The organism is Plantibacter sp. CFBP 8804 (genome assembly GCF_014841225.1).
Lineage (GTDB): Bacteria > Actinomycetota > Actinomycetes > Actinomycetales > Microbacteriaceae > Plantibacter > Plantibacter auratus.
The window spans coordinates 867327-878865 of the sequence record NZ_JACYTU010000001.1; the positions used below are offsets into that span (position 1 = coordinate 867327).

Here is an 11539-nt window from a genome sequence, read left to right on the forward strand (position 1 = left end):
GGACCATGAACCAGGAATGTGGTTCCTCGTCGAGCAGGAGGGTTCGCTCTACCTCGACGCGAGGTACAGCTACAGCGCCCTCATCGACGATTCCGCGCTCATCCGGCTGAACGACACCGAGCTCGCCGCCTACCTCGCGGGCGACCACGATGTCCTGTCCGACCTCGCCGGACGCATCCACAACAGTGCGCCCTACCGGAGTAAATCGCCGTTCTTCAGCAGGGATCTGTACCGCAGTGTAGACGGCGCGCAGTATCGCGAAGCCGTCTCAGCCGCGATCGCCGATCACACGTGGATCGCGGAACAGCGACGGAAGCGGTGACCACCACCGAGAGTGCTCATTCCGTCGACGCTGGCGGTGCTGCACGACGAAACGCGCGCTTTCGACGGGCTAGACGTTGAAGCGGAACTCCACGACGTCGCCGTCCTGCATGACGTAGTCCTTGCCCTCCATGCGGGCCTTGCCCTTGGAGCGGGCCTCAGCGACGGAGCCGGTCTCGACGAGGTCGTCGAACGAGATGACCTCGGCCTTGATGAAGCCCTTCTCGAAGTCCGTGTGGATGACGCCGGCCGCCTGGGGCGCCTTGGCACCCTGCGGGATCGTCCACGCACGCGACTCCTTCGGGCCCGCCGTGAGGTAGGTCTGCAGGCCGAGCGTCGCGAAGCCGATGCGTGCGAGCTGGTCGAGGCCGGACTCGGTCTGGCCGGTCGACTCGAGCATCTCGCGGGCGTCGTCCTCGTCGAGGTCGACGAGCTCCGACTCGAGCTTGGCGTCGAGGAAGACGGCCTTCGCCGGTGCCACGAGGGCGGCCAGCTCGTCGAGCTTCGCCTGGTCCTGCAGGACGTCCTCGTCGACGTTGAACACGTAGATGAACGGCTTGGCCGTGAGGAGACCGAGTTCCTTGATGGGCGCGAGGTCGATCTTCGTCGCCGAGAGCGGGGTGCCGGCGTTCAGCGCGTCCTGCGCCTCCTTCGCCGCCGTGAGGACGGAGGGGTCGAGCTTCTTGCCCTTGACCTCCTTCTCGAACCGGGTGATCGCCTTCTCGAGCGTCTCGAGGTCGGCGAGGATGAGCTCGGTATTGATGGTCTCCATGTCGGACGCCGGGTTCACGTCGCCGTCGACATGCACGACGTCGGGGTCGGCGAAGCCGCGGACGACCTGCGCGATGGCGTCGGCCTCGCGGATGTTCGCGAGGAACTTGTTGCCGAGACCCTCCCCCTCGCTCGCGCCCTTGACGATGCCGGCGATGTCGACGAAGGACACCGCGGCGGGCAGGATGCGCTCGCTGCCGAAGATCTCCGCGAGCTTGCCGAGCCGGGCGTCGGGCAGTTCGACCACGCCGACGTTCGGCTCGATCGTCGCGAACGGATAGTTCGCCGCGAGCACGTTGTTGCGCGTGAGCGCGTTGAACAGGGTGGACTTGCCGACGTTGGGCAGGCCGACGATGCCGAGAGTAAGAGCCACGAGGGTCTATCGTACTTGGCCGCGCGTCCCCGTGGGTCGCGCCTCCGCTCCGGGCACGGATCGGCACCGTCGATCGAGCGGGTTGCGGCGTGCCACCCGAGCGGTGTCGGACGCTGGTGCGAGGGTGAGGACGTGCCACTGGATTTCACCGCCATCGACTTCGAGACCGCGAACTCGTCATCCGCCTCCGCCTGCAGCGTGGGCCTCGTCAGGGTCCGCGACGGCATCGTCGTCGACCGCGCGGGCTGGCTCATCCAGCCCCCTGCCGGACACGACGCGTTCCTCGAGTGGAACACCCGCATCCACGGGATCGTCGCCACCGACGTCCTCGGGGCGCCGGGCTGGGCGGACCAGCTCGACACGCTCCTCGACTTCGCCCAGGGTGACGCCCTCGTCGCCCACAACGCCGGCTTCGACATGGGCGTCATCCGGGGTGGCTGCGCCGCCACCGGCCTCGACTGCCCCGACCTCAGCTACCTGTGCAGCCTCAACGTCGCCCGCAAGACGTATCAGCTCGACTCCTACCGGCTCCCCGTGGCGGCCCTCGCCGCCGGATTCGACGACTTCCAGCACCACGACGCCACCGGCGACGCCGAGGCCTCCGCGCACATCATCATCCACGCCGCCGCCCGCCATGGAGCTTCCTCGATCGCCGAACTCGCGCAGCTCACGAGCGTGAAGATCGGCCGGATCGGGACGGCCGTCGCCGCCTGAGCCCGCGGTCGCCGCGCGGCCTCCGACCGATGTCGGCGGCCCGCGACACACTGAGGGCATGGACAGCGCACTCGCCCTCGGGATCGGCCTCCTCATCGGACTCGTCATCGGCGCAGCCGTGGCGGTCCTCCTGCTGCAGCGGCGCACCGGCGCGGGTTCGGTCGACCCGGCGCTGCTCGAGGCCAGGCACACCGCCCAACTCGCCGACCTCCGCGGTCAGCAGGCACAGCTCCTCGCCGACGCGTCCGCGCGGGAGGCCGAACTCCGCGCCGCGCTGCGCGCCGAACTCGCCGCGCTCGACGCCACGGCCGACGGGCTCGGACGCGAGCTGAACGCCCAGCGCGAGCAGTACCGCGAGCTCGCCGAACGCCACCGCGCCGACGCCGAACGACGATCGCGCCAGGAACACGAGGAGAGCCAGGTCTTGCAGGCCCTCGCGCCCGTGCAGCACAGCCTCGAGCACATGCAGGCGAAGGTCGCGGAACTCGAGCAGCAGCGCAGCCGCCAGCACGGTGAGCTCGCCCAACAACTGAAGACGGCTTCGGAGTCCGAGGAACGCCTGCGGTCCACGACGGAGTCGCTCGCCTCGGCGCTCCGCAACAACGCCACCCGCGGCGTCTGGGGCGAGACCCAACTCCGCAACGTCGTGGAAGCCGCAGGACTCACGCAGCGCGTCGACTTCGACCTGCAGTCGAGCATCACGTCCGACAACGGCATCGGCCGACCCGACATGGTCGTGCGACTCCCCGGCGGCAAGTCGATCGCGGTCGACGCGAAGGTGCCGTTCGCGCAATACCTCGAAGCCAGCACCATCCCCGTCACGGCCACGGGCGAGGAGGCGGCACGACGCACCGCCCTCCTTGCGCAGCACGTGAAGGCCGTGCGGTCGCACGTCGACGCCCTCGCCGCGAAGGGGTACTGGCGCGGCCTCGAGTCGAGCCCGGAGTTCGTGATCTGCTTCATCCCGAGCGAGTCGCTCCTCGCCGCAGCGCTCGAGGCCGACGCGAGCCTGCTCGACTACGCCTTCGGCAAACGGGTCGCCCTCGCCTCCCCCGTCAACCTGTGGGCCGTCCTCAAGACGGTCGCGTTCACCTGGCAGCAGGACGTCCTCACCGAGGACGCGAAGCGACTGTTCGACCTCGGCAAGGAGCTCTACCAGCGGCTTTCGACGCTGTCGGACCACGCCGACCGCCTGCGCCGGTCCATCGAGAGCACGGTCACCAACTACAACCAGTTCGCCTCGTCGTTCGAGACCCGCGTGCTCGTCACGGCGCGGAAGCTCGACGCCCTCGACGAGGCGACGGTCATCGGTCAGGTGAGCCAGAGCGACGCCTCACCGAAGCGCCTCACCGCACCGGAGGCGCAGCCCCCGCCGGAGCCGTCCGGTGCCGAGCCGAGCGAGCTCGAGGCCCGGCTCGCGCACCGGCTCCAGGACTGACCGGCACGAACGCCGCACGACGAAGCGCCCGGCCCACCGTGAGGTGGAACCGGGCGCTTCGCTCTGCTGGAGGAGCGGCTACAGCCACTTCGCAGCGAGGTGGTCCGCCTCGACGCGACGGATGGTGCCGGAACGCGACCGCAGCACGAGGCTCTCGGTGCGGATGATCGGACCCTTGCGCTGCACACCGTCGACGAGCTCACCGTGGGTGACGCCCGTCGCGACGAAGTACGTGTTGTCGCCACGGACGAGGTCGTTCGCGCCGAGGACGCGGTCGAGGTCGTGACCGGCCGCGAGGGCACGCTCGCGCTCGGCGTCGTCCTTCGGCATGAGCTTGCCCTGGATGAGGCCACCGAGCGCCTTCACCGCGCACGCGGTGATGATGCCCTCGGGCGTGCCACCGATGCCGACGCACATGTCGATCCGCGAGTCGTAGCGCGCGGCGTTGATGCCACCCGCGACGTCGCCGTCGAGCAGCAGTCGCGTCCCGGCACCGGCCGCGCGGATCTCCTCGATGAGCTGCGCGTGGCGCGGTCGGTCGAGGACGGCGACGCGGATGTCCTCGGGCTGCTTGCCCTTGGCCTTCGCGAGCTCGCGGATGTTGTCGCCGATGGACTGGCTGATGTCGACGACACCGATGCCGTCGGCGCCGGTGACGATCTTGTCCATGTAGAACACCGCGGACGGGTCGAACATGCTGCCGCGGTCGGACACGGCGATGACGGAGAGGGCGTTCTGGCGGCCCGCGGCGGTGAGGCTCGTGCCGTCGATCGGGTCGACGGCGATGTCGCAGGACGGGCCGCGGCCGTTGCCGACGTGCTCGCCGTTGAACAGCATGGGCGCTTCGTCCTTCTCGCCCTCGCCGATGACGACCACGCCGTCGAAGTTGACGGTGCCGAGGAAGGCGCGCATCGCGTCGACCGCCGCACCGTCGGCAGCGTTCTTGTCGCCTCGTCCGATGAACGGCGCCGCCCGGATCGCGGCGGCCTCCGTCGCCCTCACGAGCTCCATGGCGAGGTTGCGGTCGGGCTGCAGATAGTGGGAGCCGGTTTCAGGCTGGGTCACTGGATCCTCCATGGATCGCTCGCCTCGTGGGACACGACGCTTCGGTGGATGAGGGTTTCAGCCTATCGAACCGGGCTGGGAAGGCCGGTGGGTGCGTCTCGATCGAGGCGCTTCCGTGACCTCGTCAGCGGGCTGCCGGGACCGACGACGACGGACTCGACCGTGACACCGCCGTCCGCTTCGACCCGGACTCCGGCGAGTTCGGCTCCGGCAGCGAGCGCGGTCGACGTGACGGCGCTGAGCAGCAGCCAGGCGTCATCGCGGCAGAGTTCGTCGAGCGGGACCTCGCGGTCGAGATCGGTCCCGGCCTCGAGGAGCCGCGCGCGTTCCTCCGGCGACTGCGGTGCGAAGCGCGCCGTCATCCAGCCGCCGAGGGCCCGGACCGCGGCGGCCGTGAGGATGCCCTCGGGGGCCCCGCCCACACCGAGGAGCAGATCGAGGTCGCCGTCGGCGGCCGCAGCCCGCAGGGACAGGGCGACGTCGCCGTCCATGAAGCTCACGAGCTCGGCACCGGCGGCGGTCACGGCCTGGGCGGTCGCCGCGTTCCGAGGACGGTCCTGGACCGCGACCCGCAGCTGCTCGACCGGCCGCCCCAGCCGGGCCGCGAGCCGGTCGAGGGTCACCGCGATCGGGTCGGCCAGCGACAACTCGCGTCCCCCACCGGCGGCGACGAGCTTCTCGAGGTAGTACGCCGGCCCGATGTCGAACATGGCACCGCGCGGGGCGATGGCGATCACGGCGACGGAGTCCGGCTTCCCGGAGGCAGCGAGCTTCGTGCCGTCCACGGGGTCGACGGCGAGGTCGATCGCCGGCCCGGAACCCGTGCCGAAACGCTCCCCGACGAACAGCATGGGCGCCTGGTCCTTCTCGCCCTCCCCCACGACGACGCGCCCGTCCACCGGGAGCGATTCGAGCGCCCGGCGGAGCGCATCGACGGCGACCCCGTCGATGCGCATGCCGTCACCACCACCGACGAGACCCGCGACGGCGGCAGCCGCGGCCCTCGTGGCATCGAGGAAGCCGTCGAGGAGGTCGGTGTCCGGAGCGCGCTCGATCATGTCCCCATCGTGCCGTATGCCTCGGAGCCCGAGTCACTAGACTTCAAGGCGAATCGTCCCCACGCAAGGAGAAGACATGCCCGTCGCCACCCCGGAACAGTACGCAGCGATGCTCGACAAGGCGAAGTCGAACGGGTTCGCGTACCCGGCGTTCAACGTCTCGAGCAGCCAGACCATCAACTCCGTCCTCCAGGGCCTCACCGAGGCCGGTTCCGACGGCATCATCCAGGTCACCACGGGCGGCGCCGACTACTTCGCCGGCCACACCGTGAAGAACCGTGCCGCCGGCGCGATCGCCTTCGCGAAGTTCGCGACCGAGGTCGCCAAGAACTACCCCGTCACCGTCGCGCTCCACACCGACCACTGCCCGAAAGACGCGCTCGACGGCTTCGTCATGCCACTCATCGCCGCCTCCGAGGAAGAGGTGAAGGCCGGTCGCAACCCGATCTTCCAGTCCCACATGTGGGACGGCTCGGCGGTCCCCCTCACGGAGAACCTCGAGATCGCGACCGAGATGCTGAAGCGCACCAAGGCCATCAACGCCATCCTCGAGGTCGAGATCGGCGTCGTCGGCGGCGAAGAGGACGGCGTCAGCCACGACATCAACGAGCACCTGTACACCACGCTCGACGACGCCATCGCGACCGTCGAGGCGCTCGGCCTCGGCGAGCAGGGTCGCTACATGGCCGCCCTCACCTTCGGCAACGTGCACGGCGTCTACAAGCCCGGCAACGTCAAGCTCCAGCCCGAGCTGCTGAAGACCATCCAGGACGGCCTCACCGCCAAGTACGGCCACGGCCCCAAGCCGCTCGACCTCGTCTTCCACGGCGGGTCGGGTTCCACCGACGCGGAGATCGCCGAGGCCGTCGCGAACGGTGTCGTCAAGATGAACATCGACACCGACACGCAGTACGCGTTCACCCGCTCGATCGCCGGCTACATGCTCTCGAACTACGAGGGTGTGCTGAAGCTCGACGGCGAGGTCGGCAACAAGAAGGTCTACGACCCTCGCGCCTGGGGCAAGGTTGCCGAGTCGGCGATGGCCGCTCGCGTCCTGGAGTCGACGAAGCAGCTCGGCTCGTACGGCACCAGCACCTCCTAGTCACCTGCACGAAGAACGGGCCCGGCAGCGCTGCCGGGCCCGTTCTTCGTGTGTGGACGACTACGGCTGCTGCGAGCGGACGTACTCCATGAACGCCGGGTCGGCGCCCATGGCCACGGCGAGACAGATCACCACGACCAGGTTCGCCGCGACACCGGCGACGAGCGGGATCCAGAAGGTCAGTCGACCCGCGCGGAGCGACCGGCTCGACAGGATGATGGCGCCCACCCACAGGGCGATCTGGAGACCGAGCGCCAGGATGCCCATGGCACTCGCGAGACCGTCCGAGGAGTACCCCGAGACACCCATCTGCACGAGTGCGGGGCGGATCAGGCCGGGGAGGTCGAGCAGGCCCGGCATGGTCACGATCAGGCCGACGAGGCCGAGTCCGAGCAGGATCGACGTCGCGATGCGGTCTCCGGCGACGGGTCGTCTGGCGGCCACGGTCGGAGCGCCCGGCTGCACCACCCCAGGCTCACGCGTCTGCTCGCGCAGGGTCGGCTCCTGCTGCTGCCGCGGTTGCCGCTCGACGGGGACGACCGGCGCGATGCCGAGCTCCTCCGCCCGCTGTTCGTCGATGGGCTCGGCGATCCGGGCACGCTGCTCCTCGGGGGACGCGTACTCACCGAACTGCGGACGGGGGCGGGATTCGCTCATGGTCGACGCCCTCCCAGGGCGCGCGGATCGGTCGTGCCGGCAAGGTCTTTGCGCAGCTCCTTCGGCAGGGAGAACATGAGGTCCTCCTCGGCCGTCTTGACTTCCTGCACCGCGCCGTAGCCGGCTCCGGAGAGTTCTTCCAGGACCTCGTCGACGAGGACCTCCGGCACGGAGGCGCCGCTGGTGACACCGACCGTGACGACGCCGTCGAGCCAGGCCTGCTGGATCTCGTGTGCATAGTCGACGCGGTAGGCGGCCTTCGCGCCGTACTCGAGGGCGACCTCCACGAGGCGCACCGAGTTCGAGGAGTTCGCCGACCCGACCACGATCACGAGGTCAGCGTCCTGGGCGACCTTCTTGATGGCGACCTGACGGTTCTGGGTCGCGTAGCAGATGTCGTCGCTCGGCGGATCCTGGAGCTTCGGGAACCGCTCGCGCAGGCGGCGGACCGTCTCCATGGTCTCGTCCACCGACAGCGTGGTCTGCGAGAGCCACACGACCTTGTCGGGGTCGGCGACGACGAGGTCGTCGACGGCTTCCGGGCTCGTCACGAGCGTGACGTGGTCGGGCGCTTCACCGGCCGTCCCCTCGACCTCCTCGTGCCCCTCGTGTCCGATGAGCAGGATCTCGTAGTCGTCGCGGGCGAAGCGCACGGCCTCGCGGTGGACCTTGGTGACGAGCGGGCAGGTGGCGTCGATCGCGAGCAGCCCGCGGTCGGCGGCGGCATCGACCACGGCGGGCGAGACGCCATGCGCACTGAAGACGATGTGCGCGCCGGACGGCACCTCGTCGACCTCTTCCACGAACACCGCGCCCTGGGCCTCGAGCTGATCGACGACGTGCACGTTGTGGACGATCTGCTTCCGGACGTACACCGGTGCGCCATAGTGCTCGAGGGCCTTCTCGACGGCGACGACCGCGCGGTCCACGCCGGCGCAGTAGCCACGAGGGGCGGCGAGCAGGACGCGCTTCTCGCCGGCGACGGGGAGGTCTGCGAGGCGTCCGGCGATGCGTCGGAGCCTCGGCATGCCGAGGCCGATGGCTGGGGCGTCGCGGAGATCGGTCACGTGTGGATTCTACGCGGCAGCGCTCGGGAGTCGGCCGTGAACGGCCGGGTGATCCGCGACCCCGCGCCGTCGGTGCTCGCGGCTAGGCTGGAGGGATGAGCGATGCACCGGCCACCATGGAATCCCCCTGGCCGGTCGCGCTCCTCGGCACGAAGCTCCGCGACTACATCGACCGCCTCGGCACGGTCTGGGTCGAGGGCGAGATCACGCAGTGGGGCGCCTCGGGCGGCAACGTCTACGGCAAGCTCAAAGACCTCGAGATCGATGCGACGGTCGGGTTCACCATCTGGTCGTCAGTCCGCGCGAAGATCCCCGCCGACCTCAAGCAGGGCGACCACGTGGTCGCGTTGGTCAAACCGAACTACTGGCTCAAGGGCGGCACGCTCACCATGCAGGTCATGGCGATGAAGCACGTCGGCATCGGCGACCTCCTCGAGCGACTCGAACGACTCCGTCGGCAGCTCGCCGAGGAGGGGCTCTTCGACGCATCCCGCAAGCGCCCACTGCCGTTCCTCCCGCAGTGCATCGGGCTCGTCACCGGCAAGGACTCCGACGCCGAGAAGGACGTCCTGCGCAACGCTGAGCTGCGCTGGCCGTCGGTCCGGTTCCGCGTCGTCCACGCCGCCGTCCAGGGCGACCGCACCCCTGGCGACGTCGTGAGCGCCTTGCAGACGCTCGACGCCGACCCCGAGGTCGACGTCATCATCGTCGCGCGTGGTGGTGGCGACTTCCAGAACCTCCTCGGGTTCAGCGACGAACGCGTGGTCCGAGCCGCGGCCGCCTGCACCACGCCCCTCGTGAGCGCCATCGGCCACGAGGCGGACCGCCCGCTGCTCGACGACGTCGCCGACCTCCGCGCCTCCACGCCGACGGACGCCGCCAAGCGGGTCGTCCCCGACGTCGCGGAGGAGTTCGCTCGCGTGCAGCAGGCCCGCGTCCGGTTGTCCTCCCGGGTGACCTCGTTGCTCGGTCACGAGATCGACCGACTCGCGACGCTCCGCACCCGTCCCGCGCTCGCAGACCCGTCATGGATCGTCGACTCACGGGCGGACGAGCTGACCCGCACGGTCGCGAGGGGTGCCGAGCTCATCGACCGCGCCGTCGAGCGCTCCCAGCGCGAGGTGACGGAACTCCGCGCGCACCTCCGCGCCCTGTCGCCGCAGCGCACGCTCGACCGCGGCTACGCCATCGTCCAGCGAGCGGACCCGGAGGCCGGCGTCCCGGGTGGCGCGGTCATCCGTGCGGAGGGCGACGCCCCCGCCGGGACGGAGCTCCTGGTCACCCTCGCCTCCGGCGCGATCGGCGCCTCCAGTACCGGCCCGGCCACGGCTGCCGCCCGGACCGACGACGAATAGGATAGAAGCATGCCAACCCCCTCCGATGTCCAGGAGCTCAGCTATGAGCAGGCACGCGACGAGCTCGTGCGTGTCGTGTCCGAGCTGGAGCAGGGCTCGGCGTCGCTCGAGGACTCCCTCCGGCTCTGGGAGCGCGGCGAACAGCTCGCCCAGCGCTGCGAGGAGTGGCTGATCGGCGCGAAGGCACGGCTGGACGCGGCTCGCGCCGCCCAGCTCGGATCCGGCACTCCGGACGCATCGCGGTGAAGGACACCAAGCCGCCGCGCGTCGTTGCCGAACTCGGCCGCCCCGAGACGCCGCAGGAGACCGCCGACCGCAAGGCGGAGAACTCCCGCCTCTACCGCTCGCGCAAGACCGTCAACAACCTCGTCCTGTCGCTCCTGGCCACGGTCGGCCTCGTGGTCGTGATCGTGCTCGCCGTGCCCCGAGGTGAGGCCCCGGAACGCCCGACCGTCGACTACGCGCAGCTCGCCGGTCAGGCGCAGCCCGACCTCCCCGTCCCGCTCCTCACCCCAGAGCTCGGCGACGACTGGGGCAGCAACTACGCCGACGTCCGCACCGCAGCCTCACCGGTCGCCGGCACGCCCGACATCCGCTCCTGGAACGTCGGACTCATCTCCCCCGACGACGAGTTCGTCGGCCTCGTCCAAGGCGTGGACGCCAACGACACCTGGCTCCTCGCCGAGCTCGACGAAGCCCGGCCCACCGGAACCGTCACCATCGACGGCGTCGAGTGGGTCGAATACGCGAACGGCAGCGGCTCCGACGACGGTAACGTCGCGTACGCCCTGTCGACCGTCGCCGGTCGGAGCACGATCGCCGTGTTCGGCACGGCGAAGCCCGAGTACGTCCTCGATGTCGCACGGTCCGTGCGCACCGGGGTCACCGCCAACCTCGACGCCCCGCCGGGCGCCCCTGCAGAAACGGACTCCGAATGACCCAGAAGCGCCCCGGTGCCGTCTGGCGCGAGATGCAGCGCGGCAACGCGCGGTTCGTCGCCGGTCAGCCCGCCCACCCCCGCCAGGACGTCGAACGCCGCGCCACGCTCGCGCACTCCCAGGCCCCGGAGGCGGTCATCTTCGGCTGCTCCGACTCCCGCCTCGCGGCCGAGATCATCTTCGACAAGGGACTCGGCGACCTCTTCGTCGTCCGCAACGCCGGCCAGATCGTCTCCGACTCGGTGCTCGGCACCCTGGAGTACGCCGTCGGCGTCCTGCAGGTCCCGCTCATCCTCGTGCTCGCGCACGACGAGTGCGGCGCCGTCCGCGCGGCGATCGACTCGCAGATCGAGGACGCCACCCCGCTCCCCCCGTACATCGACCAGCTGATCCAGCAGATCGTCCCCGCCGTGAGCGCGGTCGCCGGCCCTGCACCGATCGACGCAGCCTCCGTCGACACCTCCGAGGTCGGACGACGCCACCTCCGTCGCACCGTCATGGAGGTCGTCTCGCGCTCCGAGCTCATCAGCGACGCCGTGGCGGCCGGGACGGTCGCCATCATCGGCGCGAACTACAAGCTCCTCGAGGGCACCGCCGTCGCCGACATCGTGATCGGCGACGTCACCGTCCCCGAATGACCTCCACTCCGCTCACCGACCGGTCGAGCGCAGCACCACCGC

At 70.1% G+C, this 11539-nt stretch carries 13 protein-coding genes; 8 read left to right on the forward strand and 5 right to left on the reverse strand.

From position 1 onward, the window contains the following. The first annotated feature begins 16 nt into the window (after nucleotides 1–16). Entirely contained in the window at nucleotides 17–322 is a 306-nt protein-coding gene (locus IFU11_RS04065; protein ID WP_192018217.1) for a hypothetical protein, read from the forward strand. Between the two features lie 69 nt (nucleotides 323–391). Here IFU11_RS04065 and ychF read toward each other — a convergent pair whose 3' ends face one another. Beyond that, nucleotides 392–1465, reverse strand: coding sequence for a redox-regulated ATPase YchF (ychF, locus tag IFU11_RS04070; protein WP_085510494.1), 1074 nt, complete (start codon nucleotides 1463–1465; stop codon nucleotides 392–394). A gap of 132 nt (nucleotides 1466–1597) precedes the next feature. On the opposite strand from ychF, the gene IFU11_RS04075 reads away from it, so the two are divergent. Together IFU11_RS04075 and rmuC are read left to right on the forward strand one after the other, a co-directional pair. Continuing rightward, complete coding sequence (locus IFU11_RS04075; protein ID WP_064296572.1) at nucleotides 1598–2179, forward strand: exonuclease domain-containing protein; 582 nt, start codon at nucleotides 1598–1600, stop codon at nucleotides 2177–2179. A gap of 58 nt (nucleotides 2180–2237) precedes the next feature. Beyond that, on the forward strand, nucleotides 2238–3617 hold the full coding sequence (gene rmuC / locus IFU11_RS04080) for a DNA recombination protein RmuC (protein ID WP_137241981.1): 1380 nt from the start codon (nucleotides 2238–2240) through the stop codon (nucleotides 3615–3617). A 78-nt stretch (nucleotides 3618–3695) separates the two neighbouring features. On the opposite strand, the gene glpX is transcribed toward rmuC, so the two are convergent. Next, complete coding sequence (gene glpX / locus IFU11_RS04085; protein WP_064296437.1) at nucleotides 3696–4694, reverse strand: class II fructose-bisphosphatase; 999 nt, start codon at nucleotides 4692–4694, stop codon at nucleotides 3696–3698. A gap of 50 nt (nucleotides 4695–4744) precedes the next feature. Then, nucleotides 4745–5740 (reverse strand): fructose-bisphosphatase class II, encoded by a 996-nt coding sequence (locus tag IFU11_RS04090; RefSeq protein WP_137241982.1) that lies wholly within the window; start codon nucleotides 5738–5740, stop codon nucleotides 4745–4747. Nucleotides 5741–5816: 76 nt separating this feature from the next. Between IFU11_RS04090 and fbaA the strand changes: the two genes are divergently transcribed. Then, on the forward strand, nucleotides 5817–6842 hold the full coding sequence (gene fbaA, locus IFU11_RS04095) for a class II fructose-bisphosphate aldolase (RefSeq protein ID WP_085510491.1): 1026 nt from the start codon (nucleotides 5817–5819) through the stop codon (nucleotides 6840–6842). A gap of 60 nt (nucleotides 6843–6902) precedes the next feature. Here fbaA and IFU11_RS04100 read toward each other — a convergent pair whose 3' ends face one another. Beyond that, nucleotides 6903–7499: a DUF6264 family protein gene (locus IFU11_RS04100; protein ID WP_137241983.1), complete on the reverse strand. Its 597-nt coding sequence runs from the start codon at nucleotides 7497–7499 to the stop codon at nucleotides 6903–6905. After that, the gene (locus tag IFU11_RS04105; RefSeq protein ID WP_071261248.1) at nucleotides 7496–8527 is read right to left on the reverse strand and encodes a 4-hydroxy-3-methylbut-2-enyl diphosphate reductase; all 1032 of its coding nucleotides are present in this window, start codon (nucleotides 8525–8527) and stop codon (nucleotides 7496–7498) included. Before IFU11_RS04105 ends, IFU11_RS04100 begins: the two co-directional genes overlap by 4 nt. A 134-nt stretch (nucleotides 8528–8661) precedes the next feature. Between IFU11_RS04105 and xseA the strand changes: the two genes are divergently transcribed. From xseA to IFU11_RS04125, 4 genes are read left to right on the forward strand one after another with little or no spacing between them, the layout of a single operon-like run. Beyond that, the gene (xseA, locus tag IFU11_RS04110; protein WP_137241984.1) at nucleotides 8662–9921 is read left to right on the forward strand and encodes an exodeoxyribonuclease VII large subunit; all 1260 of its coding nucleotides are present in this window, start codon (nucleotides 8662–8664) and stop codon (nucleotides 9919–9921) included. 9 nt (nucleotides 9922–9930) lie between these two features. Next, complete coding sequence (locus tag IFU11_RS04115) at nucleotides 9931–10167, forward strand: exodeoxyribonuclease VII small subunit (protein ID WP_064296575.1); 237 nt, start codon at nucleotides 9931–9933, stop codon at nucleotides 10165–10167. Further along, the gene (locus tag IFU11_RS04120; protein WP_161578537.1) at nucleotides 10164–10859 is read left to right on the forward strand and encodes a DUF4245 domain-containing protein; all 696 of its coding nucleotides are present in this window, start codon (nucleotides 10164–10166) and stop codon (nucleotides 10857–10859) included. The genes IFU11_RS04115 and IFU11_RS04120 overlap by 4 nt, the downstream gene beginning before the upstream one ends. Further along, on the forward strand, nucleotides 10856–11497 hold the full coding sequence (locus IFU11_RS04125; protein WP_064296442.1) for a carbonic anhydrase: 642 nt from the start codon (nucleotides 10856–10858) through the stop codon (nucleotides 11495–11497). Before IFU11_RS04120 ends, IFU11_RS04125 begins: the two co-directional genes overlap by 4 nt. The last annotated feature ends 42 nt before the right edge of the window (nucleotides 11498–11539 follow it).